The 25,802-nt window shown below is 39.0% G+C and carries 23 protein-coding genes and 1 tRNA gene; 11 read left to right on the top strand and 13 right to left on the bottom strand.

Features of this window, described 5'->3' with window-relative positions; all coding sequences use genetic code 11:
- Positions 1 to 39: 39 nt before the first annotated feature.
- Positions 40 to 1,803: an alkaline phosphatase D family protein gene (locus ACTJJG_RS05845; RefSeq protein ID WP_372552785.1), complete on the bottom strand. Its 1,764-nt coding sequence runs from the start codon at positions 1,801 to 1,803 to the stop codon at positions 40 to 42.
- Positions 1,804 to 1,999: 196 nt separating this feature from the next.
- Here ACTJJG_RS05845 and ACTJJG_RS05840 point away from each other — a divergent pair.
- Positions 2,000 to 2,085: transfer RNA gene (locus ACTJJG_RS05840), tRNA-Leu, on the top strand.
- Positions 2,086 to 2,125: 40 nt separating this feature from the next.
- Positions 2,126 to 2,503: a hypothetical protein gene (locus ACTJJG_RS05835; RefSeq protein WP_017385773.1), complete on the top strand. Its 378-nt coding sequence runs from the start codon at positions 2,126 to 2,128 to the stop codon at positions 2,501 to 2,503.
- On the opposite strand, the gene ACTJJG_RS05830 is transcribed toward ACTJJG_RS05835, so the two are convergent.
- The 4 genes from ACTJJG_RS05830 to rlmE form a co-directional block, all read right to left on the bottom strand.
- On the bottom strand, positions 2,504 to 2,818 hold the full coding sequence (locus tag ACTJJG_RS05830; RefSeq protein ID WP_005067609.1) for a DUF5713 family protein: 315 nt from the start codon (positions 2,816 to 2,818) through the stop codon (positions 2,504 to 2,506).
- Between the two features lie 135 nt (positions 2,819 to 2,953).
- Positions 2,954 to 3,805, bottom strand: a complete 852-nt coding sequence (gene folP / locus ACTJJG_RS05825; protein WP_372552784.1) for a dihydropteroate synthase — start codon at positions 3,803 to 3,805, stop codon at positions 2,954 to 2,956.
- Positions 3,806 to 3,941: 136 nt separating this feature from the next.
- On the bottom strand, positions 3,942 to 5,837 hold the full coding sequence (gene ftsH, locus ACTJJG_RS05820) for an ATP-dependent zinc metalloprotease FtsH (RefSeq protein ID WP_005803954.1): 1,896 nt from the start codon (positions 5,835 to 5,837) through the stop codon (positions 3,942 to 3,944).
- Positions 5,838 to 5,970: 133 nt separating this feature from the next.
- Positions 5,971 to 6,621, bottom strand: coding sequence for a 23S rRNA (uridine(2552)-2'-O)-methyltransferase RlmE (gene rlmE, locus ACTJJG_RS05815; protein ID WP_000235573.1), 651 nt, complete (start codon positions 6,619 to 6,621; stop codon positions 5,971 to 5,973).
- A gap of 199 nt (positions 6,622 to 6,820) precedes the next feature.
- Here rlmE and yhbY point away from each other — a divergent pair, with 199 nt between their 5' ends.
- A complete protein-coding gene (gene yhbY / locus ACTJJG_RS05810; RefSeq protein ID WP_002115576.1) occupies positions 6,821 to 7,144 on the top strand; it encodes a ribosome assembly RNA-binding protein YhbY in 324 nt (107 codons plus the stop codon).
- 16 nt (positions 7,145 to 7,160) lie between these two features.
- Positions 7,161 to 7,697: a DOMON-like domain-containing protein gene (locus ACTJJG_RS05805; RefSeq protein WP_032057424.1), complete on the top strand. Its 537-nt coding sequence runs from the start codon at positions 7,161 to 7,163 to the stop codon at positions 7,695 to 7,697.
- A gap of 60 nt (positions 7,698 to 7,757) precedes the next feature.
- Here the strand turns inward: ACTJJG_RS05805 and ACTJJG_RS05800 are convergent, their stop codons facing one another.
- Together ACTJJG_RS05800 and ACTJJG_RS05795 are read right to left on the bottom strand one after the other, a co-directional pair.
- On the bottom strand, positions 7,758 to 8,345 hold the full coding sequence (locus tag ACTJJG_RS05800; protein WP_005072962.1) for a hypothetical protein: 588 nt from the start codon (positions 8,343 to 8,345) through the stop codon (positions 7,758 to 7,760).
- Positions 8,346 to 8,374: 29 nt separating this feature from the next.
- Positions 8,375 to 8,533 (bottom strand): hypothetical protein, encoded by a 159-nt coding sequence (locus ACTJJG_RS05795; RefSeq protein WP_002115567.1) that lies wholly within the window; start codon positions 8,531 to 8,533, stop codon positions 8,375 to 8,377.
- Between the two features lie 124 nt (positions 8,534 to 8,657).
- Between ACTJJG_RS05795 and carA the strand changes: the two genes are divergently transcribed.
- From carA to greA, 3 genes are all read left to right on the top strand, one after another.
- Positions 8,658 to 9,797, top strand: a complete 1,140-nt coding sequence (gene carA, locus ACTJJG_RS05790) for a glutamine-hydrolyzing carbamoyl-phosphate synthase small subunit (protein WP_005067597.1) — start codon at positions 8,658 to 8,660, stop codon at positions 9,795 to 9,797.
- Between the two features lie 14 nt (positions 9,798 to 9,811).
- The gene (gene carB, locus ACTJJG_RS05785; protein WP_032057423.1) at positions 9,812 to 13,042 is read left to right on the top strand and encodes a carbamoyl-phosphate synthase large subunit; all 3,231 of its coding nucleotides are present in this window, start codon (positions 9,812 to 9,814) and stop codon (positions 13,040 to 13,042) included.
- Between the two features lie 88 nt (positions 13,043 to 13,130).
- Positions 13,131 to 13,607: a transcription elongation factor GreA gene (gene greA, locus ACTJJG_RS05780; RefSeq protein ID WP_002115570.1), complete on the top strand. Its 477-nt coding sequence runs from the start codon at positions 13,131 to 13,133 to the stop codon at positions 13,605 to 13,607.
- An 80-nt stretch (positions 13,608 to 13,687) separates the two neighbouring features.
- Here greA and ACTJJG_RS05775 read toward each other — a convergent pair whose 3' ends face one another.
- Positions 13,688 to 14,275, bottom strand: coding sequence for a TetR/AcrR family transcriptional regulator (locus tag ACTJJG_RS05775; RefSeq protein ID WP_002115531.1), 588 nt, complete (start codon positions 14,273 to 14,275; stop codon positions 13,688 to 13,690).
- 139 nt (positions 14,276 to 14,414) lie between these two features.
- Between ACTJJG_RS05775 and ACTJJG_RS05770 the strand changes: the two genes are divergently transcribed.
- The 3 genes from ACTJJG_RS05770 to ACTJJG_RS05760 all read left to right on the top strand — a co-directional run bounded on the left by ACTJJG_RS05770 (position 14,415) and on the right by ACTJJG_RS05760 (position 16,110).
- Complete coding sequence (locus ACTJJG_RS05770) at positions 14,415 to 14,807, top strand: RidA family protein (protein WP_081318631.1); 393 nt, start codon at positions 14,415 to 14,417, stop codon at positions 14,805 to 14,807.
- Between the two features lie 111 nt (positions 14,808 to 14,918).
- Positions 14,919 to 15,551, top strand: a complete 633-nt coding sequence (locus ACTJJG_RS05765; protein ID WP_032057419.1) for a CatB-related O-acetyltransferase — start codon at positions 14,919 to 14,921, stop codon at positions 15,549 to 15,551.
- Between the two features lie 121 nt (positions 15,552 to 15,672).
- Positions 15,673 to 16,110 (top strand): universal stress protein, encoded by a 438-nt coding sequence (locus tag ACTJJG_RS05760; RefSeq protein ID WP_004790445.1) that lies wholly within the window; start codon positions 15,673 to 15,675, stop codon positions 16,108 to 16,110.
- A gap of 41 nt (positions 16,111 to 16,151) precedes the next feature.
- Here the strand turns inward: ACTJJG_RS05760 and ACTJJG_RS05755 are convergent, their stop codons facing one another.
- Together ACTJJG_RS05755 and ACTJJG_RS05750 are read right to left on the bottom strand one after the other, a co-directional pair.
- Positions 16,152 to 16,901 (bottom strand): hypothetical protein, encoded by a 750-nt coding sequence (locus tag ACTJJG_RS05755; protein ID WP_032057418.1) that lies wholly within the window; start codon positions 16,899 to 16,901, stop codon positions 16,152 to 16,154.
- A 25-nt stretch (positions 16,902 to 16,926) separates the two neighbouring features.
- Complete coding sequence (locus ACTJJG_RS05750; RefSeq protein WP_002115572.1) at positions 16,927 to 17,256, bottom strand: MGMT family protein; 330 nt, start codon at positions 17,254 to 17,256, stop codon at positions 16,927 to 16,929.
- 81 nt (positions 17,257 to 17,337) lie between these two features.
- On the opposite strand from ACTJJG_RS05750, the gene ACTJJG_RS05745 reads away from it, so the two are divergent.
- Complete coding sequence (locus ACTJJG_RS05745; RefSeq protein ID WP_372552783.1) at positions 17,338 to 18,054, top strand: metalloprotease; 717 nt, start codon at positions 17,338 to 17,340, stop codon at positions 18,052 to 18,054.
- On the opposite strand, the gene ACTJJG_RS05740 is transcribed toward ACTJJG_RS05745, so the two are convergent.
- From ACTJJG_RS05740 to ACTJJG_RS05730, 3 genes are all read right to left on the bottom strand, one after another.
- Positions 18,051 to 19,781: a CapA family protein gene (locus tag ACTJJG_RS05740; RefSeq protein WP_032057417.1), complete on the bottom strand. Its 1,731-nt coding sequence runs from the start codon at positions 19,779 to 19,781 to the stop codon at positions 18,051 to 18,053. The genes ACTJJG_RS05745 and ACTJJG_RS05740 overlap by 4 nt on opposite strands.
- Positions 19,778 to 21,433 carry a poly alpha-glucosyltransferase gene (locus ACTJJG_RS05735; protein WP_032057416.1) on the bottom strand — a complete coding sequence of 552 codons (1,656 nt, stop codon included), beginning with the start codon at positions 21,431 to 21,433 and terminating at the stop codon, positions 19,778 to 19,780. Before ACTJJG_RS05735 ends, ACTJJG_RS05740 begins: the two co-directional genes overlap by 4 nt.
- A gap of 146 nt (positions 21,434 to 21,579) precedes the next feature.
- The coding region (locus tag ACTJJG_RS05730; RefSeq protein WP_440608914.1) for a BapA/Bap/LapF family large adhesin at positions 21,580 to 25,802 on the bottom strand (4,223 nt) is incomplete at its 5' end.

Below are 25,802 nucleotides of genomic sequence, written 5' to 3'. Positions count from 1 at the left end.
AAAGGATACTTATTAGCATCCCTTTCTCGCCCCATATATTTAAGCAGTTTTTTGCTTATCTTTTTCAGGTGTTAAATTCGCATCCAACACCAATTGATAGCTTCGACTAGAATCTACTTTATATTCTGCATTTTTAATTGAATCTACAAAAATCCAATCCGACAGCACCTGCTTATCATCTAGTGTAACCATCAAATAACCCCGCTGATTTAAATTACAAAATGCCAATTCATCGATAAGCGTTGTAAAGGCAAATTCAAATTGCTGCAACTGAGTTAGCGGAATACTTAAATATTTTTCAAGACCCGGTGAAGAAACCGAACTTGTCGCCAGTTCAACCCCGATATATTCACCCTTTTGGCTATATAAGTAAGATGTCCACGCATTATGGGTATCGCCCGCCAAAACAATAATTTTCTTATTAAACTCTGCCAATTTGTCATACAAAAACTCTCGTTCAGCGTAATAACCATCCCAAGCATCGAGGTTATAGGGAACTAAAGTTGTGACTCGCGCTTTTTCTTGAACAGTTAAAGTTGGATCACCTTGCTCTAATCGTAATTTTAATGTGACTAATTCTGTAATCTGAGCAGTCATTTTAGCTAATGTATCAGACGAAGTTCCGCCTGAAGTAATTTGCCCCAACGATGCCAACAACTCAGCTGGAATCCACATTTTACTCATTAAGACTTGCTGTCCCACAACATTCCATGTTGCTGTAGATTGCTGTAATTTATCGACCAGCCAATCCCTTTGCGTATATCCCATTAAAGTACGCTTTGGATCTGTTAAATCAGCCTGAAACTTTTGAGCATCTAAACCAGAAGCTATCATATAGTCTTTATATTCGAGCTGTTTATCTCGCGCAATAATACGTGTATCTAACATGGTTAATTGAACCAGCGAACCAAAGTTAAACTGACGATAGATATTTAAATGATCGGTACTAGAAACTGGGCGAATCGGCATCCATTCAAAATAAGCTTGTAGAGCAGCTAATTTACGCTCCAAGAAAGGACCCTCATTACTTTGATGATTCTCTGCACCTTCACGCCAAGTATCATTTGCTAACTCATGGTCATCCCAAATTACAATAAAAGGATGACGCTGATGAACCGCCTGCAAGTCCTTATCCTGGCGATAGAGCGCATAACGTTTGCGATAATCATCTAATTTAATAATTTCTTTATTATTATCGGACGGTAAAGTACGGCCCAGCTTTGCAGCATCTTCTGTCGCATAGCCATCAGCCCCATATTCATAAATATAATCACCCAAATGAATGACTACATCCACATTCTGTTTTGCCATTTCACGATAAACGTAAAAATAACCCGCAGGATAATTAGAACAAGAACATACTGCGAAGCTGACCTTATTGGTAGTTACAGGTAATGTTTTTGTTTGCCCTACTGGCGAGACTTTGGTACCAAATCGAAAGCGATAATAATAAGTCGTACCCGCTTGTAGACCTGTTGCATCCACCTTCACGGTAAAATCGTCAGTTTTAGTCGTTTGAACCGTACCAGTCTTTAAATTTTGCTTGAACTGATCATCGGTAGCAATTTCCCAAGTCACCTTAAGAGGTGCACTAAAGTCTACTGGTGTTAACCGCGTCCATAAAATTACTTTATCTTGCAAAGGGTCGCCGCTCGCAACTCCATGTAAAAAATCTGCTTGTGTTTCTGAACCCTCCTCATCGGAACCATCATTACACCCCGTAAAAGCTACAGGCAAAGATAGCGCCCCAAAACCGAACAGACTTTTTTGAATTAATTCTCGGCGTGAAATTTTCTCTGACATAAAATTACCTAAGTTTTAAGCAATGAGTGTCTTAAATTTAGGTAGATAAGATGAACAACTGATCTCAGTTTAATGAACAAATCATGACACAAATTGGTTAATTTATATAAATACCAACAAGAACTGATTGAAAATAAAGCAAACTCTCTGATTTTCTCTTGCCAATCGCGCACTTGTCCTCTATTATTGCGCACATGCCCGGGTGGTGAAATAGGTAGACACAGGGGATTTAAAATCCCCCGCCCACAAAGCGTGCCGGTTCGAGTCCGGCCCCGGGCACCATTTTCAAATATTGAATTTGGTGCTACAAAGAATCCAGCGTATGCTGGTTTTTTTATGCCTAAACAAAATGAATTTTATGATAAGAATATTATTACTCGTTTACACTACCCTTTTTATAACAAAGGTTTACGCCACAGATCTTTTCTCAGGTACCCTTTCTTTCAAAGACAACCATTGGTATTTTTCACGTTGCTCTATTACTAAAGATGATTATTTAGTTAAAGCACCCGAACAGATAATAGATAAATTTAAAACGCTGGAACAAAAACGAGAAACTTATTGGGTCAGTTTGTTAGCGGACGCAGATTATCAAGAGAATGGTGTTTTAGTTTTAAAAGTTAAAGAAATAGACGAAATACATTTAAAGGCATCTTGCCACTTGTTAGATGTATTTGAAGATATTGAAAATCGAGAGTAATCACCACTCTCGATTCATAACCAGCTCTTCCATTTCTAGATCTAAATATCCAGCTTCCTGTGCTACCATCATCATTGCTTCAGCAATATAGTCAGCAGCACTATCATCTAACGAAGAATCTAGATCTTCGAACTGAGGTTTCATCTCATTAATTTCAATCACAGTTTGATGAGCATATCGATAGATATCCTGCTCAGCTAAGGCAGGCTTCTGAACTTTTTTAGCAAATTGTTCAATGAGCTGCTTGAGTTCAGCGACCAAAATATCTGGATAATATTCATCATCAAACATCGGGAGAAGTAAGTCTTCGAACATACAAAAGTTTACACAACAGCAAAAACTTGCCGCTTATAACATATTTTCAAAAGAATAACGATATTTTTCCCTGACTCAATCATCTAGCTCATTAAATTAATGAGTTACTATCTGATTTTTATAAAGCCTACTTTGTTAAGCTTGTATCATCGCCTTCCAAACTAGAATTGCATCAGTCATTGCTTTGACATCATGCGCTCTGACAATGCATGCTCCTTGCTGAATACTAAGCAAATGCCCCGTAACGCTTCCTACCGCACGCTGATCTGCAGTTGCACCTTTTAATGCTTCACCAATAAAACGTTTACGAGAAAGGCCAGATAAAATCGGATAACCCATTTCACCAAGCTTCCAAAATTCTTTTAATAGTCTTAAGTTTTGCTGCGCATTTTTTGCAAAACCAAACCCAGGATCAATAATAATATTATGTTTTTTCACACCCGCATTTAAAGCTTCATTCACGCGCTGCTGGAGCTCCGCTATAACATCTAAGGTTACGTCCGTATATTGGTCTAACTGATTCATTGTAGTCGGCTCACCACGCATATGCATGATCACTACGGGTATATCCAGATCTGCCGCCGTTTTTAAAGCATTGGGACGAGTAAGCGCACGTACATCATTCCAAATATGTGCTCCTGCTTCTTTCGCTGCACGAATAACATCAGGCTGACTTGTATCAATTGATAGAACAATATTATATTTAGCTAAAGCTTCAACTACGGGCACAACTCTTCGTATTTCTTCTTCTACGCTTACTTCAGATGCTCCTGGACGGGTAGACTCACCACCAATATCAATAATGGTAGCGCCTTGCTCTACCATGGCTAGCGCATAAGCAATCGCTTGATCTACTTGATTATGCTTTCCACCATCACTAAAAGAATCTGGTGTGACATTTAATATGCCCATAACGTGAGGCTGTGATAGATCTAACTGAAGCTGTCCACACTGTAAAATTTGTTGAGGCAAAGGCATTAGTTGCATAAAAAGCTCCAGTTTAAAATCAGGCTGTATTTTAGCAATTATCATCTATATATGGTGTTGATTTGTTTTTAGCTTTTAACAAACTCAAGCCCATAAAAAAAGCCACATGACTGTGGCTTTTTTAATTAACTAATTATTAGTTCATTGCTGGCAATGGTGGTGGTGTAGATGGACCATCTTTTGGTGGTTCAAATGCAGCCACTGGATTTTCAGCAACATATACTTTAGGCGGTTGTGGCTCACGACCTTCCATAATGTCACGGATTTGATCACGATCAATAGTTTCCCATTCCATCAAAGCTTTTACCATCGCATGTGCAATATCTTTATTACCTTCTAAGATATTACGTGCAACTTTGTATTGCTCATCAAGAATACGACGTACTTCTTCATCAACTAACTGTTGAGTTGCTTCAGAAATCGTACGGCTTCCTACATTACCAAAGAAACCATTTTGGTTTTCATCTTCGTAAACCATTACACCCATTTTGTCAGACATACCGTACTTCGTAACCATTGCACGCGCCATTTTAGTAGCTCGCTCAAAGTCATTTGAAGCACCAGTAGATTGCTGTTGGATAAATACTTCTTCAGCAATACGACCACCAAACAAAATTGCAATTTCGTTTAGCATCTTGTCTTTATAGTGGCTAATTTGGTCTTGTTCAGGTAACTGCCAAGTTACACCTAAAGCCCAACCACGCGGCATAATCGTTACTTTATGAACAGGATCTGTACCCGGTAAAATCTCGGCAACAATCGCATGACCAGCTTCATGATAAGCAGTTGCACGACGTTCTTCTTCACGTAAAACCATCGATTTACGCTCTGGTCCCATGTAGATTTTGTCTTTTGCATCTTCAAAGTCATGCATGTCAACAGTGTTCTTATTACGGCGTGCAGCAAATAATGCAGCTTCGTTAACAAGATTTGCCAACTGTGCACCAGAGAAACCTGGAGTACCACGAGATAGAACTTTAACATCCACACCCGTAACTGAAGGTAATTTTTTCAAATGTACATTCAGAATCTGCTCACGACCACGAATGTCAGGCAAACCTACCATTACTTGACGATCAAAACGACCTGGACGTAATAATGCTTTATCCAAGACATCAACACGGTTCGTCGCAGCAATTACGATTACACCTTCGTTACCTTCAAAACCATCCATCTCTACAAGCATTTGGTTCAAGGTTTGCTCACGTTCATCATGACCACCACCTGTACCTGAACCACGATGACGTCCTACTGCATCAATCTCGTCAATAAAGATAATACAAGGCGCATGACGCTTCGCTTGCTCGAACATATCACGGACACGGGACGCACCCACACCCACGAACATTTCGACAAAGTCAGAACCTGAAATGCTGAAGAAAGGAACTTTAGCTTCACCAGCAATTGCTTTGGCTAATAACGTTTTACCAGTACCCGGAGGACCAACCATAAGTACGCCACGAGGAATGGTAGCGCCCAAACGTTTGAATTTTGCAGGGTCTTTTAAGAAATCTACAATTTCAACAACTTCTTGTTTTGCTTCATCACAGCCGGCAACGTCAGAAAAATTAACTTTGATTTGGTCTTCAGAAAGCATTTTTGCTTTCGACTTACCAAAACTCATCGGTCCATTTTTTCCGCCTGCACCACCACCCATGTTACGCATAAAGAACATGAATAACAGAATGATTAACAGTACAGGGAAACTAGCAATGAGAAGTTGCATCAAAATGCCTTGACGTTGAGGAGCTGTTCCCTCTACAACAACATTTTGCTTATTTAAGCTCGGCATAAGTTCAGTGTCTTCAACTTGCGGACGAACAGTTTCAAACTGTGATCCGTTAGTTTTTTCACCATTAATATTTAAACCGTCAATTGTGACTTGCTTAATTTGGCCAGCATTCACCGCTGCAACGAAATCTGAGTATTTCATCGCAGTAGGCTTATTGCGGTCACTGATATTACTGAAAATTAAAATCAGAACACCAAGTATTATTAGCCACAATACGGCATTCTTGAAGTAATCGCTCAAAGCTTTATTCCCATATCGATCTAATTTGATCATGCCCAATCTTGGCTGATCGTCATAAAAACAGCAACTGTATTGCTTGCGGATAACCTAAAAGTACAAAATGCACAATTTTTAGGAGCTTGGCAAGTAAACTTTATTGCAATGCTTTCTTACGCCCTTGTCCAACCAAAAAAACTTCTTTAGAGCGCGCCCGAGAAGCTGCTGGTTTTGCTGTCTTTAACACATCAAAACTATCAACCACTTGTTTACGAAACTCATCGAATCCTGCGCCTTGGAACACTTTAACCACAAACTGTCCATTAGGTCCAAGAACCTTTTGAGCAAAATCTAAAGCCAGTTCACATAAGTAAATCTGTCTAGGTTGATCAACAGCCCTATTACCAGATGTATTGGGGGCCATATCAGAAATTACAATGTCTACTTGTCGCCCATTTAAAATATTTAACAATTTTTCAAATACAGCTTCTTCTCTAAAGTCGCCTTGTAAGAAAGTGACATCAGGCAAAGCATCCATGGGCAAAATATCGGAAGCAATCACTAAACCTTTGCTACCCACAAGTTTTCCAGCAATTTGAGACCAGCTACCAGGAGCTGCACCCAAATCGACTACCGTCATGCCTGGCTTGATCAACTTATATTTTTCTTGGATTTCAAGAAGTTTATATGCTGCTCGCGCACGATACCCTTCCTTTTGTGCTTTTTTTACAAAAGGATCGTCTAGATGTTCCCTCATCCACGCACGACTACTTTTCGACAATTTCTGGTTTGTAATGCGTGTTGCCATAACTCACTAAATATCAAAAAAACTTCTGATCGTTCATTGTACGTGAAAATTACTCTCATTACAGTACGGATGTAGCGTAATCTCACCAAGTTTTACAGTTTTTTTCCAATAATGTTGATCGATTATTTATACAGTTTTTCGTACATCTGAATTTAAGTTTTTTGCTATACTAAGTCGTTTTTAAAATCAGGTATTTTTAATGGCCGCTTTATCTATCCATGAACGTAAACGTTTACGTCAAATTGGTCATGTGCTTAATCCGGTTGTCATGATTGGTGGACAAGGCTTAACAGATGCTGTTATCGAAGAAACTCTTCGTGCTTTAAACGACCACGAACTTATCAAAGTTAAAGTTGCTGGTGAAGACCGTGAAGCACGTACTGCTGTAATTGATGCAATTGTAGAAGCGACTGGCGCAGAAGCTGTGCAAAAGATTGGTAAAATTGTTTTACTTTACAAAAAAGCAGCTAAGCAAAACCAGCATTTGTCTAATCTTGTTCGCCACGCTCATTTAGCAAACTAAGTTGATTTGACAAACTATGGCAAGTTACGAACTTTCAGCTTTTGATCGTTTTCATGCTGTTTCTGTTGTTGGTGCAATTGAACAGCAAGCACCGCACACCTTAAATGTCGGTTTTTGGATTCGTGATCCAAATCAACTCATTGTCTGGCCCCAAGAAGTCGCGGCTCATCCTCGTCAGGATTTTTTGTGGGAAGAAACTTGTTTCGAAATTTTTGTTGGCGTGCATGATGAAGATTATTATCGGGAAATTAACCTTTCCCCTTCTCAATCATGGCAGTCTTATCAGTTTGAAGAATATCGCTATCCAGAAAGTATGCCTCCCCTTGCTGCTTACGATATCGAACTGAACCATCTCAAGCGTACTCATTATGGCTTAAATGTTAGTCTTGATTTGGGACAATTTATGCAACAGCATCACTTGAAATGGGCAAACCTTTATTTAGGTTTAACTGCAGTTTTAAAAACCAAAGAAGGTATGCAGTACTATGCAATGCAGCACAGTGGAAAAAGTGCGGATTTCCATAATAAGCGTGACTGGTTACATCAGTTTTAAAAGTAAAAAAGCGAGAAATTAATTCTCGCTTTTTTTATAGCTGGCTAAAAGCTAAGATCATTAGTTATCTCGTGCTTTATTCCAAGCTTCAACTGCATTATTTTTAGTACGCTTAATACTTTCACTTAAAGAATCTTTGTGCTTCAAAGAAATCTGGCTAATATCACCTTTAAGTTCTTTACTGACTTTAGTCAAATCTTCGATAAGTGCGTTAATTTCTGCTTTCAAAGCATTTTTAAGTTCAGATAGTCCTTCTTGTGAGGTGCTAAACTGAGCTTTAATCACATCAAGACGTTGTAGAATATCTTGTTTAATTTGAACAAATTGATTTTGAATATTCTTGTTTAACTCATGAGTTTCAGCTTCAATTTTTTCTTGAGTTTCACTTAAAACTTCTTTGACCTGCTCTTGAGTTTCAGTGATAGCTTCTTTCACCTGAGTTTTCGCTTCTGTAGCAACTTCTTTAATCTGCTCAGTTTTCTCGGCAACACTTTCTTTTACTTGCGCAGTTTTAGCAGTTACTGTTCTTTTCGCTTTAGTTGTAGTAGCAGCTACGGTTTCTTTCACTTCATTCACCTCAGCTTTTACCGAATCAACTACTGCTTGAGCTTTCTCGCTCACATCTTTTGAAACTTGATCATTACTCATGCTATTTCCTCATATTGTTTATTTTTTAACTAGCAATACAATAAATCCAGTTCTAAAAATTCAGCCAGCAAATTGTTAGACAATTTATCAAAAGTAACTGATTCGGATGAGCGGATAATTTTTTTGTAAAAATCAAGCAATGAATTATGTTTTTTAGCAGAAAATAAATAGACTTTTTGAGGTTCCATGCGTATAATGCGCTGTTAAGTTACAAGCGAGCAGACCGATAGGGAGGGGCATGTTTTATCACAACATCGCCTATCTTTTTTGGGTCTACTCGCTTTTTTACAGCCGAAATTCAGGAGCTTTGGTTTGAGCACCCCCGCCATTTTAGCCCTCGCAGATGGAACGATCTTTAAAGGAACGTCAATCGGCGCAACGGGAAGTACGACTGGAGAAGTCGTTTTTAACACAGCCATGACAGGCTATCAAGAAATTTTGACTGACCCAAGTTATGCACAACAAATTGTGACATTAACTTACCCTCATATCGGAAACACTGGCTGCAACGCAGAAGACGTTGAATCTGGTCGTATCCATAAAGTATGGGCGAATGGTTTAATTATTCGTGACCTTCCTCTACTACACAGTAACTTCCGTGCTGAGCAATCTTTGAGTGAATATTTGCAAGAACACAATGTTGTTGCAATCGCGGATATTGATACACGTAAATTAACACGTATTTTGCGTGACAAAGGTGCACAAAATGGTTGCATCCTTGCTGGCGAAAATATTACTGAAGAAGAAGCAATTGCCAAAGCTCGTGCTTTTGGTGGCTTAAACGGTTTAGACCTTGCAAAAGAATGTTGCGATCCAACTGGTTTTGAATGGTCTGAAGGTTCATGGACTCTAGGCCAAGGCTTCTCTCAACCTGAATTAAAATATCATGTAGTTGCATACGATTACGGTGTCAAAACCAACATCTTGCGTATGCTTGCAGACCGCGGTTGCAAATTAACCGTTGTACCTGCAGAAACTCCGGCTGAAAAAGTATTGGCACTTAATCCGGATGGCGTATTCCTTTCAAATGGCCCTGGCGATCCAGCTGCTTGTGATTATGCAATCGAAGCTGTAAAAACTATTGTTGAAACCACAACATTACCTGTATTTGGTATTTGCTTAGGCCACCAAATCTTGGCACTCGCTTCTGGTGCAAAAACTGTAAAAATGAATCATGGTCACCACGGTGCTAACCACCCTGTACAAAATCTTGAAGATGGTACAGTGATGATTACTTCACAAAACCATGGTTTCGCTGTAGATGCTGAAACTTTACCGGCTAACTTAAAAGCAACGCATAAATCATTGTTCGATGGCACCTTACAAGGGATTCACCGTACAGACAAACCAGCTTTCAGCTTCCAAGGTCACCCTGAAGCAAGCCCAGGTCCACATGATTGTGCCCCATTGTTCGATCATTTCATCGAACTTATCGAAGCATCTAAACAGTAATTAAGGAGCGAATAATGCCTAAACGTACGGATATTAAAAGCATCTTAATTATTGGTGCTGGCCCGATTGTGATTGGTCAGGCATGTGAGTTTGACTACTCAGGTGCTCAAGCGTGTAAAGCACTTCGTGAAGAAGGCTACCGTGTTATTTTGGTTAACTCTAACCCAGCAACCATTATGACAGACCCTTCAATGGCTGATGCAACTTATATTGAGCCAATTACTTGGCAAACAGTTGCACAGATTATTGAAAAAGAACGTCCAGATGCAGTATTGCCAACTATGGGTGGCCAAACTGCGTTGAACTGTGCTCTTGCACTTGATGAGCACGGCGTTCTTGAGAAATATAATGTTGAATTAATTGGTGCAACTAAAGACGCAATTGAGAAAGCCGAAGATCGTAAACTCTTCGATATCGCTATGCGTAAAATTGGCTTGGAATGTCCAAAAGCTGCCATTGCTGAAACAATGGAAGAAGCTTTAGAAATCCAGTCACGCTTTGGTTTCCCAGTAATTATCCGTCCATCATTCACAATGGGTGGTTCGGGTGGCGGTATTGCATATAACCGTGAAGAATTCCTTGAGATTTGTGAACGTGGTTTTGACCTGTCTCCTACTCACCAGTTATTGATCGATGAATCTTTAATTGGTTGGAAAGAATACGAAATGGAAGTTGTTCGTGACAAAAACGACAACTGTATTATCGTATGTGCCATCGAAAACTTCGACCCAATGGGCGTACACACTGGTGACTCAATTACTGTAGCACCAGCTCAAACATTAACTGACAAAGAATACCAATTGATGCGTAATGCTTCAGTTGCAGTTCTTCGTGAAATTGGTGTTGAAACAGGTGGTTCTAACGTCCAGTTCGGTATTAACCCGAAAGACGGACGTATGGTTGTGATCGAGATGAACCCTCGTGTATCTCGTTCATCTGCACTTGCTTCTAAAGCAACAGGTTTCCCGATTGCTAAAATCGCAGCAAAACTTGCTGTTGGTTATACCCTTGATGAATTGAAAAATGACATCACTGGTGGCGTGACTCCTGCAAGCTTCGAACCATCAATTGACTATGTTGTAACGAAGATTCCTCGTTTTAACTTCGAGAAATTCCCGCAAGCTGAACCAGTTCTTACCACTCAGATGAAATCTGTTGGTGAAGTGATGGCAATTGGCCGTAACTTCCAAGAATCTGTACAAAAAGCATTACGTGGTCTTGAAGTTGGTGTAAGCGGTTTTGATGAAAAAATCGAAGCCGGTGCAACAAATGCAAAAGAAATTATTCTAAAAGAACTTAAAGTTCCGGGTCCTGAGCGTATCTGGTATGTAGCGGACGCTTTCCGTCATGGTTTCTCTTTAGATGAAGTTTTTGAAGCGACTAAGATTGACCGCTGGTTCCTTATCCAAATTCAAGACATCATTAAAACTGAAGCTCAAGTGAAAACTTTAGGTTTTGGTGACTTAAACGCTGATAACATTCGTTCGTTCAAGCGTAAAGGTTTATCTGACCTTCGTATTGCTCATCTCATGGGCATTTCACAAAAGCAATTCCGTAAACAACGTTGGAATTTGGGTGTTTATCCAGTTTACAAACGCGTTGATACATGTGCAGCAGAGTTTGAATCTGGTACTGCATACATGTATTCAACTTACGATGAAGAATGTGAAGCAAATCCATCAAACCGCGACAAAATCATGGTCATTGGTGGTGGTCCAAACCGTATTGGTCAAGGTATCGAATTTGACTACTGCTGTGTACACGCTGCATTAGCTATGCGTGAAGACGGTTACGAAACAATCATGGTGAACTGTAACCCTGAAACTGTTTCTACCGACTATGACACATCTGACCGTCTATACTTCGAGCCTGTAACACTTGAAGATGTACTTGAAATCGTACGTACAGAGAAACCTAAAGGCGTAATCGTACAGTACGGCGGTCAAACTCCGCTTAAATTGGCACGTGCTTTAGAAGAAGCAGGCACTCCAATTATCGGTACATCACCAGATGCGATTGACCGTGCTGAAGACCGTGAACGTTTCCAACAAATGATTCAACGTTTACAGCTTCGTCAACCAAACAACAGCATTGTAAAATCTGCTGAAGAAGGTATCTCTGAAGCTGCAAAAGTAGGTTATCCGCTTGTTGTTCGCCCATCTTATGTATTAGGTGGTCGTGCAATGGAAATCGTATATAACGAAGAAGAACTTAAACGTTACCTTCGTGAAGCAGTTCAAGCATCTAATGAAGCCCCTGTTCTTCTTGACCGTTTCCTAGATGACGCAACTGAAGTTGATGTTGACTGTGTATCTGACGGTAAAGACGTTGTGATCGGCGGTATCATGCAGCATATTGAACAAGCTGGTATTCACTCAGGTGACTCTGCATGTTCAATTCCTCCTTATTCTTTATCTAAAGAAATTCAGGATGAAATGCGCCGTCAAACAATTGCGATGGCAAAAGAACTTGGCGTTGTTGGCTTGATGAACGTTCAGTTCGCTGTAAAAGGTGACGATATTTACGTTCTAGAAGTTAACCCACGTGCTTCACGTACAGTTCCATTCGTATCTAAGTGTATTGGTGATTCTTTAGCGAAAGTTGCTGCGCGTTGTATGGCAGGTCAATCTCTTGAGTCTCAAGGATTTACTAAAGAAATCATTCCAACTCACTTTGCTGTGAAAGAAGCCGTTTTCCCATTCGCTAAATTCCAAGGCGTAGACCCTATGCTTGGACCTGAGATGAAATCTACAGGTGAAGTGATGGGCGTAGGTAAAACATTTGGTGAAGCATTCTATAAAGCTGTTCTAGGCTCGAATGAACGCTTACCTGGTTTACCAACTGAAGGCGAAGTAAAACATGCTTTCTTATCAGTACGTGAATCTGACAAGAAATATATCGCTGATATCGCTAAGAAATTAGTTGAATATGGCTTCAAGCTTGTTGCAACAGGTGGTACTTACCAAGTGCTTAAAGAAGCAGGTTTAGAATGCGAATCTGTAAATAAAGTTACTGAAGGTCGTCCACATATTGTTGACCGCTTGAAAAATGGTGAAATACACCTTATTGTCAATACCACTGAAGGTAAACAGGCTCAATATGACTCTGCAATGATTCGTCGTGCTGCCCTACAAGGCAAAGTGTATTACACAACGACTATCAATGGCGCAGAAGCTGTTTGCCAAGCCTTTGCTGTGAAATTGCCAATGGATGTATACCGCTTGCAAGATTTAACTGTAGGTTAATTTTTTTACCGATAAGTCCCGTCACCTTATCGGTGGCGGGATTTTTTCATTTTTTTAACTGTGTTTTCTCAACTTAAGAGGGACCGAAATGCAACGTTATCCAATGACCCCTGAAGGTAAAATCGCCTTAGAGAAAGAATTACAACATCTGAAATCTGTTGAACGTCCACGTATTACTCAAGCAATTGCTGAAGCACGTGAACATGGGGACTTAAAAGAAAATGCAGAATACCATGCTGCTCGTGAACAGCAAGGTTTCTGTGAAGGACGTATCCAAGATATCGAAGGAAAATTGGGTGCTTCACAAGTCATCGATGTTAAGGACTTAGAACAAAACGGTCGTGTTGTATTCGGTGTTACGGTAACGATTGAAAACCTTGATACTGAAGAACGCAAGACTTATAAAATTGTTGGTGATGATGAAGCTGATTTTAAAATCAATAAAATCTCAGTGAACTCACCAATCGCACGTGGCCTTTTGAGCAAGAGTGAAGGTGATGAAGTAAAAATCGTTACTCCTCAAGGCGAAGTGGAATATGAAATCGTAAGTGTAGAATATCTTTAATTTATAAATAGATATACTGAAACTATAAAACCCCTCAATTGAGGGGTTTTTTATATTTCAGACAAATATTAAAAAATTCACTAGGCATCTTTTAAAAAGCCTGATGCAAAGATTTTAAAAGCATTTAATGCTTCAGGAAGTACCTGTTCAGGATATTCACTAGAAGCCACCCATAATGCAGCGTTCATGGCAGCCCCATTTAAAAGCACTGCTGCCGCTTCTGGGTCTACAATTTTAATTTGTTCTGCTGTCAATAGCTGTTCAACACACTCACGGGTAGACTGCAAACATCTATTTTGACTTGGCCAATGCGCTGGATCGCCCAGCACTGCAGGTCCATCACGTAACACAATACGCTGAAACTCAGGATTTAAAGCATTTTGAATATAGGTCTGCCCTTCAAGTAACAATCCTTCCCAAAGATCATCAGGCTGCTCTAAATGCTGCTGGGCATATTCTGCCATTTGTGAATCAATTTGATCGACGACTGCAGCAAATAAACCACGCTTATCGCCAAAATGATGGTACAGCGCCCCCCGGGTCAACCCTGCTTCTGCCGTGAGTTTATCCATTGAAGTATCTGCATAGCCATATTCAGCAAATGCACGACGTGCTACTTCAATCAGTTTCTTGCGGGTTTCCGCCATCTTTTGTTCACGAACAGACATGTATTTCACCAGCTAATCATCACAAAAAATTTTAATTGACATACGCCTCGTATGTCAATTATGTTTACATACGAGGCGTATGTGAAACCTGAGCGACATTTACTGATTGGTATTTAAATACTGAAGGAGAGCAAACCTGATGAGAACTGCAATATTTCCTAAAGACCGCCATGCCTTATATGAACAGCATGGTTATTCAGCCGCAATTCAATCGAAAGATTTACTCTTTGTTTCAGGACAGGTTGGTAGCCTTGAAGATGGCTCACCTATACCTGATTTTGAAAAACAGGTGATCCAAGCTTTTAAGAACTTAGCAGAGACACTGAAAGCAGCTCGTTGTACTTTCGATGATATTATTGATGTCACCACCTTTCATACTGATCCAGAACGGCAGTTTGAAAGTATTATGAAAGTTAAAAATCAGATCTTTACACAAAAACCTTATCCCAACTGGACCGCTGTGGGCGTAACCTGGCTAGCGGGTTTTGATTTTGAGATTAAAGTTATTGCACGTATTCCTCATAATAATTAGTTCAAATTAGCACTTACTTTAATATTCGATTCATTGGCTGAGCTGAGATTATTGGTTCAGCTTGAATCGCAATTCGGTATAATGGTGTATTGCCTTTTTTATATCTCCATTATGGCTGAAAAGTTAATTAGCTCCCCTGTTCGTCATTGGTGCGAATTTGAGTTTATTTCCAAAACTGTGAAAAATCCCAATATCCATATTAAAGGAAATTATTCTTATTATTCAGCTTATTGGGATCAAGGCTTTGAACGTTGTGTAGTACGTTATTTACATGACAAAGCTTCAACCCCAGAAAAACCGATTGACCAACTTTATATTGGCAATTTTGTTTGTTTTGGTGCTGAGTGCGTGATCATGATGGGTGGCAATCAGCTTCATAGACCCGACTGGATTTCAACTTTTCCTTTTGATACTCGTAGTTTTTTGGCGGCTGGTGATACTATTATTGCTGATGGCTGCTGGATTGGTAGCCGTGCAATGATTATGCAAGGTGTCAAACTAGGTGAAGGCGCAGTGGTCGCCACTGGAGCCGTAGTAACTAAAGATGTTCCTCCTTATGCAATTGTAGGTGGAGTGCCTGCGAAAATTATTAAATATCGCTTTCCTCAAGAACAAATCGACAAACTACTTGCTTTAAAACTTTATGATTTAGATGAGAAGCAAATTTTGAAAATACGTGAATATCTTCAAACTGACGATATTGATGCTTTATCTACACATATAGAAAATTTGCGCAATTTATAAAAATTTATCTACAAAATTTGTCGTTATAAAATCACAAATGATTACGTGCTTGAATTTAAATCGTCAAAAAATAGGTATAAAGTATTAATAAATAAGCATCATTACAATAAGGAAAATACTCATGTTATATCAACATATTCTAGTACCAATTGACGGTTCTGAAACTTCTATGGTCGCCATGAAAGAGGCCATTAAGCTGGGAAAAGCATTAAATAGCAAAATTACAGTTGTACAAGTGATGGCACTTGATCCATTTATTGCTGATGTCTACGTAAAAACTGGCCAAACTAATGAGTTGATTGAACGTACAAGAACTTATTTGCTCGACATTTTAGAAAAAGCAAAACAAGAATTTGCCAACGAAGGCATTACTGTTGAAACCAAACTGTTGGAAGGCTTTGTTGTACATGAGGAAATCATTCAAGCTGCTCAAGACTTAAATGCAGATCTGATTGTCATGGGTTCTCATGGCCGCACGGGAGTCCGAAAACTCGTGTTGGGAAGTGTTGCACAAAAAGTTTTAGGGGAAAGCCATATTCCTGTGTTAATTGTTCGCTAAAGTGAGAATGCCTGTCTGGCTAAAGTGAGCAAGATAGGCTTCTATTTCTTAAAAGGCATAACCTCTTCACGCGATTGCTCAACCGTTATTGTTTTTTTACTTTTGAAAGCTTCCCAAGAATAATTTTTATAATTTAATTGCCATAAATAATATGGTTGTCCCACATCTTTAAATTGAATGTTTAGTATCATCCATGCCTCATCATGACAATGGGGCGATTTTTTATAATCTTGTTCTGAAAAACATGCTCGAATCATTTCTCGTGAAGAAAAAGCAATATCTTTTAGTACAACTTGATACTCCCCATGAGGTTTGAGCTTAATGAAGTCAGCATTTTCTTCAAAACGCCCTCCTCCTGAGTAACCCGTAAACCATCTATTAACTACTGCGATTGCAAACTCATTTTTATTTAATGGATATAAAGCTGGAAAGATTTGTAATCCATCTGGTGCCAAATCATCGGTGTGAGGCTCTTTATTATGATGTTGATAATTTTTAAAGTCCCATTGATCAACTACTTTATATTGATTATTTTGCTTCTTAACCTGAACAATTTGTGGACTTTCATCTATTAGGTAATAAATTGAATCTTGCGTATTTTTAACCTTCCACAGGATAGCTTCACCACTGCATTTCTGCCTCAGTTGCTTACATATCAAATCTATGTCTTGCTGAGAAGCCTTTATATTTGTAAAAGGTTGAGTTGAAATATCCTTTTCAGCATAACTCACCTGTGCCATCAAGCTTAAAAGTAATACTGCTCCACTACACCATTTATTATTCTTTTGCATGTGTATTTACTCTCTAACATAAATATTAAGGCTGCCAAGCAAACTGCTTTAAGTCAACTTTACCATTTAACAAATAAACACCTTCAGCTTCCAATTTTAATTGCTGAATGTTTTCACCTTTTTCATTAAACTTACTTAGGCTAATTTTGCCTTGAGAATTAATCACACGATACCAAGGAACTTGATGATCAGCTTCAAGATGTTTCAAAACATAGCCGACTAATCTTGCATGTTTTGGTAATCCTGCCATACGAGCCACTTGTCCATAGGTTGCAACTTTTCCGTAAGGAATCAAAGCAATGACTTCTAAAATTTGCCGATGTAGTTCATACTGAGTTGTCAAAATGGACTCCATAAAAATTGACATCATTCATATCATATAAAAAATTTTGAACAAAACTAAATGCAATCCAAGGTGGGCTTGAGGGAAATCTGCATGAAAAAAACATTACTGGTGATTACTGGCACTTTACTATGCGTTTCTTGTACTACACTCCCTCCTCTTCCTTTAGGAGAAACACCTAAAGTCTCTACAGATGGCCGTCCTATTATTCCAGTCACTTTTGTTTTTACAACCAACTCTCCAGAAGCTACAAAGTTTGATAATTATCAACAGATGCGTAAGGAAATTAAAATATTAAATAAATACTATGTAGATGATAAAAATAATAAAATTTTTAAATTTAAATTACATCGTTATATTCCTTATGAGGAGTTTTCAAAATTACATTGTGATTTAAAACAACAGATTAATCAGCCCTACCCAATTACTATTGAAACCATTCCTGCCAGTGTAAATACGTGTTTTCCGAAACGAACTGCAAGTAAAGAAGTGATTGTTTTTATTTATGATGCCTACTCAACGAAATGGAAATTTGAAGATGTAACAAGTAGAGCTTTTCGTAATAATGGCAAACCCTTTATTTTATTAGACTGGAACCGCCTCAATTATAATATTCAGGCTGGTAGCGTGCATGAAATGGGACATGTGTTTGGACTAAAACATGTTTGTGCACCAAAAGCTACAAAACGTACTCCAACAAACATCATGGCAAGCGCCGAATGTAAATTAGGCAGTGGTGGCTTAAGAAATTTAGGATTTACGCCAGTACAACTTCAAACTATTTTATCGACATACAAACAATATCCCTAAAATTTAATTTCAATATATGCCCCTAAGTTATCTTGGGTAGCGATGTAATTTTCAGGGGCCAATGAAGATGTCATGTAAGTACTCGCCTTTAAGAAATCTTCAGCATTGACTGGATACGGCTGCCAAAATGTTTTCAAATTATTGGTGTAAATTGGATAAAGACGAAGTAAATCTTTTGACAAATCTAACCTTGCTATACAACCATAAGGTAAAGCATTATATTTGTCATATTCGCCATTGCTATTAAACACAGCATTGCCAATACCAAACACGACTGGCTTTTGGTTGATGATCTGGACAGGTTGAATAGTATGAGCACCATGACCAATGATCAGGTCAGCGCCAGCTTGGGTTAGAATCGTAGCAAGCTTATTCTGCTCTTTTGTAATAGGCTTAAAGTCGACACCCCAATGGCAAATAACAATAATTTTATGTTCAGGATGAGTCAGCCTATAGCGACCTATTTGTTCAAGCAAAACACCATTTAAACACGCAACCCCACTCTTATAACCTAAAGCATAAAAATCATAATCGAGATAGGCAGTGTCTCTGTGCCAGTATCCGTTAAAAATAGCATAATGCTTATTTTCAAAAGAGAGCTCAAAGTAATTATGAGCATCTTTTTGGTTTACACCTGCCCCGATATAAGAAATGTTAGCCTGATCCAACTGTTGTAATGTATAGGTCAGCCCACGATTCCCATAGTCTTTTAGATGGTTATTTGCCAACACCACATGATTAAGGTGAATATTTTTGAATTCTGCTAATGTTTGTTCAGCATCAGCTTTAAGAATAAAAGGCTTTTTATGATCTAAAGGAGATTGGTTTTCTAAAGAAAATACCGCTTCAAAGTTAGCAATATTTAAGTCATGTTCACCTAAAAAAGCTTTTATTTTTTTAAAAGAATAGTCATATCCATATTGCTGCAGAGCATCCGTTTGTCCTCTCGCCTTACGCTTTTTAGTGTAGATTTCCCCAAAGTAGGTATCCCCCAAAATGTTAATAATGCCACTTGGAGCAGAGCAAACTTTAGGTTGTACGTTCTGTGCTTGAAAACAAGCATAGTAAGGAACCAGGTGCTCAGCACGATGAATATCATCTAAGAATAAAAAGAAACCGATCGTTTGGTTTTCTTCCAAGAACGTCAGATAAATTTTTCTAAATGAGTTTGTAAGATATAAGACCTCTACTACATTCTGTCCCATTAATGGTGTCTGAGGGAGATAAGACTTTCCTTGAAAATTCAGCTCTTTTATAAAGAATACTTTTTTTATTTCATTGGGATAGCTATAAATTTTTCTGAGCAATAAAAACAAATGCTTTAGCTGATTTTGGGTAGCTTCATTTTTTAATTTTAAGTTATAGGCAGCGGCTCTTTTAGAGAAAATTAAAGATGCTTGCTCATTTGTACCGCAAAGCATATTGCTTAAAGCTTCCTTTACATCTACGGCTTGAGTAAAAATTATGAACTGCAATAACTCTGTAAATGTGTAAATTTCAGATGTTTTTAAACCTAAGTTTTGCTGTCCAATTTGCTCACTTATTTTTTGTGGCACAATATAGACATCTTGAGCCTGCACTTTTTTTTGTTGAAATTGTTCTAGTGCATAGTCGATTAGCAGTAATGTTGAAATATCATCGTCGAATTCGAATTGCCATAAAGCTTCATCGAAACTTGTAGTGTCGATATGTGCTAATAATTTGATTTCAACGGGTTGATACTTCATGACTCATCACCTTTGTAACCTTTTACATAAGCGATGTAGCCTGATAAATTATGCTCTTGGTCATCAATCCGTACTCGGAAACGATCATGGCGAATATAAAAAGCATGTAAAATTTTATCTGGCCGTGCCATATACATCGCCATTTCCGGATAAAAAAAGCCTGTCGTTTGAAAATCAGCTCTGAATTCAATTAATTTTTGAAGCTCAGGCATATAAGCTTGCTCAAAAAGTGCTGTGTGCCCCTGCTCTTTTAAACGGTTCACCATTTTATAAGCAGCCATTAACATTTCTAGTAAAGTCGCATAAGTCGTTTTTCGATTGCGAATAAAAATAAAATGTTTTAAATAATTATTTAAACCAAAAATAAAATATTTATCTTCAGGGCATATTTTAGTGAGTTCATTTGTACAATAACTTAACCAATGATCATGGTATTTTTCATATCTCTTTTCAATAAAACATTCAAACATTAATTTAACAGTTTCTAATAATCTAGAATCTTGGTTGATTTGATATAACCTTAATAAAGCTAAAGCAGCTTCACCATCATAATAAATAATTCTGAATTTTTCTTTTAAATCATAATCTGGATAATTTAATACGTGAGTTGTTGAGCCATTTGAATCGACTAATTTTAAAATACCATTTGCAAGTTTCTCTGCATATTTTTGATAATCAGTTTTTTGAATAATTTCTTGATATTTAGTGAACATCAAAATAGCAGCAGCATTGGCACCTAATTTAATTTCAAATTCCCCTTCTTTACCATCAATCATAAAAGCAGTTTCTGAGTCTTTTTCTTTATAAAAGTTGGTCAGTGCATATTGGATAGCAGCATGTATCTTGGGCCAATATTCTGGTTTGCTCTGCACTTCAAATGTTTCCAGCAACGCATACACCGAGGTACAGTGGCGTACCGTATTATAGTTACGAATATCTCGATCATAAGCAGAAAAATAGCCATAGATAAATTTGCCATTTTCTTGAATTTGATCATGCAAAAATGCCGAATTTTTTTCAATTAACGACTGAAAATGCTGTTTCTTATTGCTCGAAATCGCCCTGATACCATTCGCATCATAACCGCTCGCTAAATTAATGAATTGCCCATTTTCATAAAATGCTGCGTAGGTATCAAAAGTCCAAATGTCTTGTAGCTCTTGTAGTTTAATCTGTGGTTTAGTCGCGTTATATTTTTGCTTAATTGAATAATTCAGATTTGTTTCATCAAAAAAGTTGGGTTTGTCATAGCTCAAACCTCGTATAATTGCCTTTCCATAAATCTCTTGCTCAAGAAAAGCTACTGAACAGTGTTCATCAAACCCAATACCTTTACGGTAGTGGTTGTTGTGAAATTGATGATGGACTTGCTGCTCTACTACTTTCCAAGCTTGTTTCGTTAAATTATATGCAACATCAATTTTTATATAATCAGTAAGTAGTTCCTGTGCAAACTGATCATTAATGAAAGCTAATAATTGTATTTTTGCTTGTGAAAAGCTTGTTTTTTTACTATGCCATACGTTACATCTTTGGTCTTTAGGCCCATAAGATATAAATAAAATCGTCTTCTTTTGAAGATCTGAAACATGGGGAGCGATATGTTCTAACCAAAGGTTCAGTTGTCTTTGGAAGTTTAAAAATGCTTTCACTCGAAATCAGTCCCTATCCGTTGTTTGTTGTTCTATAAAGTTTTCAATCCATCATAGCATGAACATGTAAAAAGCTAAGTTAACGTATTGTTTAGACATAAAAAAAGAGCCCGAAGGCTCTTTTTTTCTATAAGTCGATTGTCAGATTAGAAAATGATTTGACCATTGTTGATCAAGTCATTCAATGTGACTGGACCAGTGAGGTTAGTCAATTGAAGCAATGGTGTTTCAGTGTAAGTACCTTCTACAAGTAATCCACCATCACGGTCTACGCTGATTGTCGCAGTTTGAGTACCAGCATCGTAGCTTACTGACACATATTGACCGATTGTTAAGTTAGTTTGAGAACCAATTAACAAGTTACTTAAGTCAATCTTATCAGCCTGATCATCCGTTGCAGTATTACCTACGTGGAAGTCAGTCCATACATCTACACCACCTGCTGTTGTATTACCACCAGTTGCGTTAGTTACGCTTGCAGCCGTTAATGTGTTGTAGATCAAGGTATCAGAGCCATTACCAAGAGCAAATGTATCATTTGCCGCAGTACTCACTGCAAGACTATTCAACTCTTGACTCAAGTTAATCGTCAATGTAGAGGTATATTCACTACCATCGATCACTGAAACTAACTTGTAATCAATCACATCAACTGTCGCATTTGCAGCGCTGTCTAATGGTTTGTAGAAGTAAGAGCCATCATTGTATAGATACAATGTACCTTCACCTGTATTCACTCCTTGACCAGCAGCTAGTTCATAAGTGCCAGTTGTTGAGTTCATTACATAGAGCTGAGTACCTTCTACCACATCATTAGTAAGGACGTTACCAGTAATCCAGTCGGTTTGACCATCTGGTGTGTATTGGTCTAGATGAGTCGCTGTGGTTGTAATTACTGTATCTAAAGTAACTTGGCCAATAGCAACTAGAGCACTAATGTTGAATACGATTTGGTACGTACCTGCAGACAGATGTGGGACATCTGTCGAGTAGGCTGGAGCACCCAACACGCCCGCTAAAGCCGTCGCTGAACCTGAATAAACCGTATCTACCCATACACCGCCTACAAACTGCTGAATCTTATAAGCTACAGTTGGTAATGCCGATAAGCTTAATGATGCAGTGTAGTTCAACTGTATATGAACATCACTAACAGTGTTCGCACCAATTACAAATTGGCTAGAAGTGACTGTACCTGTAGTACCATAGATCGGAGTACCAACAATTGGAACAGTACCAATCTGAGCAAATTGTAAGTCACCACTCGCCACTGAAGCGGCAGGATCTACCACTGGTTCCATACTGATTGTTGCATCATCTGTATCAGCTGTTACAGATGGTGTTGGAAGAGTAGCATCTGCCGAAGGATCTACTGTATTCCAAGTGACATCAACATCTGGCGAACCAACTTGAACATGTAATGTAGCGGTATCAGTTCTACCAGTCACTGGATCTGTCACTGTGTAAGTAAAGCTATCAACTTTACCTACATTCGCCATATCCGCAGTTGCCTGATAACTATAAGTACCATCTGCATTAATAGTCAGAGTTCCGTATACCCCAATAACCGTTGCTGGAGTACCCGCTACAACTGTAGTTGTATTACCATTTTCAGCTGTAACAGCAGTTACTACTGAAGTTGTCGTAATGTAGTCCGGCACATAGTTTGTACCGTAAACCGCAGAGTTATCATCAGCAAGTACATTACCAGTTACAGGGTCAACAACCAGTACAGGCGGTTGAGTGATATCACCATGATTTAGCGTGATATCCGCAGTAACACTACCTAGAGCTGTAAGTAATGTGTTGCTTTCCATGAACAACTCGTAAGTACCAGCACTTAAGTTATCAATCTTGAATTGAACTTCAGAACCAAAGATACCTAACAAGTCAATTACGCCAGTATCAGAACTATCTGCAACTACAGTACGAGTGCCATCTGGATTTACTCGTGTTAATACCACATGTAAACCGTCGACAACCGTAGCAACCGAACCAAAGTTCACTGCAATAATCGCGTCAGTCAGATTACCTGGATCAACTGTAAATGTCGCTGTACCTTCTTTAGAACCGATAACGATACCACCTACGCCGAGTAACCAGTTATAGCTGATCGCATTATCAAGTACCTCAGTTGTTACTGGATACACCATGTCTATTTCAGCTGAAGCAACGTTATCCATCGCATCTACTGGAAGCGGACTAGTAATTACAGCTGGTTGAGATGGATCTGCATCGTTCCAAGTCATATCTACACTGTCACTATCGAGACGAACATAAAGTGTTGCCTCAGAAGTGTTACCTGTTACAGGATCAAGCAAGGTGTAGGTAAATTGATCTACCTGACCTAGGTTTGCTCCGTCTACAGTTGGGGTATAAGTGTAGTTACCATCTTGGTCGATTACCAATGTACCGTATGCACCAACTATTGTTGCACCAGCAACTGGATCAACTGCAACACCATTCACTTGAGAGATCACAGCACTGCTGCTTGCTGCATCAACTTCACCAGTGAGGCTCGCATCTTTGATGACATTACCAGAGATCGGTTCAACAGAGTAACCAGCCACGATGTATGGATTGTAGACATCCATCGTACCAGTTAATGTTCCGCCTAAACCTACACCGACTAAACCTTCATATCCAATGAATGCACGGTACTGACCAGCATCCAATCCTTCAAGTACAGCTGTTGGTGTTCCACCGATAAGCGTTAGATCGATGAGTGAAGCTTCTGGGTTAGTACCACCAATCGATACCCATTGGCCTGTTGCTTCATCAAATTTCTGAACAACAATCGCATAATTACTGAGTAAATCTGCTGTGATTATGGCATCGAAAGTAAACGTTGCTGTGCCTTCACGGTTTGGATCAACAGTAAACTCAATTGCATCGTTACCAAGCAATTGTAAATCCAGACCAGCTAACGATACAGCTACAAGATAACTCGCACTACCTAACGCAACATCATCTGCAACAAGCAATGGTTCTGGGTTGATCTCTGCAGTTACAACATTATCCACCGCTTTCACAGAGCTCAATTGAATATTGAGGTTTGCTTGAGCCGTATCGCCTGTTACAGGATCAGTTAATGTGTAGACAAATACATCTGTTTGACCTACACCTGCTGCACTTGCAGTAGGAGTATAAGTATATGTACCGTCTGGATCGATTACCAAAGTACCATACAACCCATTGATCACAGTATCTAGCGCTGTAACAGGCTGACCATTTACTGCTGTAACTACAGTCGTAGCGGTTACAACGTCTGTTTCGCCACTGGTATTGATATCAGTAATCACATTCCCATCAGCAACTTCGGTGTAGTATCCACCTACTTGTGTTGTGTCATAAACATCCATTGTGCCTGTTAAGGTACCCAGTAAACCGATACCTAGAAGACCGTTATAAGTCATGAATGCACGGTATTGGCCTTCTTCTAATCCATCAATAACTACACTCGGAGTTCCACCTAGCAGAGTTAAATCTAAAATATCAGCTTCACCACCACCGTAAACAGAAGTCCAATCACCCGTTATTGGGTCTAGTTTTTGTAGTACCAATGAGTAATCAGATAAAACATCTGCGCCAAGCAATGCACTATAGGTAAATGTCGCGTTGCCTTCTTGACCAGCACCTACTGTAAAATCAATTGCTTCAGAACCAAGTTGTAAATCAAGTCCAGCCAGTGAAACCAAGGCTAGGTAAGTTTCACTACCTAAAGAGGCATCATCTTGTACAAGCAATGGTTGAGGTGCAAGTACAGCTGTATCAGTGTTATCGAAAGCAATGATAGAGCTTGCAAGAGTATAAGTTTGCGTATCTTGAAGTGTACTAGCGTTTCCTGCGAGGTCTGTGAATGTCGCAGTAGCATCAACAGTTAAGTCTGAATCTGCTGCAAGACCACTACCAGCTACATCAACTGTCCAAGTACCTGCTACGGCATCAACTGTGGCTGTATAGTCAACACCATTTACAGTAACCACAACACCTGTTGTTACTGCATCTGTAGGGATGTTGGTCAATGTACCTGTTAAGGTCACTGATCCACCAGCTTCTGTCGCATCCAAGATGTTATCAGCAGTAACTGGGTCAATTGCTAACACAGTTGTAGTGATATCAGGTGGAGTAACATCTAGAGTTACCGTTACATCTGCATCTGCAACATCAAGGTTACCTTGTGCATCCACTGCTTCTGCATGGATGGTCACAGGGCCTTCGCCTGTTACAGGAATCGCTGCGGTGATGAAGCCGTTTGCAAGGTCAGCTGCTGTCACGGTGTAGTTAGTACCGTTGATATTCACTACTGTGCCATCGATTGCATCTGGTCCCAACGCCACTTGTGCATTGAAGGTACCGTCTGTGCCTA

The sequence above is a fragment of the Acinetobacter sp. 22512 genome, from assembly GCF_052044755.1.
Taxonomy (GTDB): domain Bacteria; phylum Pseudomonadota; class Gammaproteobacteria; order Pseudomonadales; family Moraxellaceae; genus Acinetobacter; species Acinetobacter pittii.
This window is presented reverse-complemented; position numbering and strand designations above follow the sequence as displayed.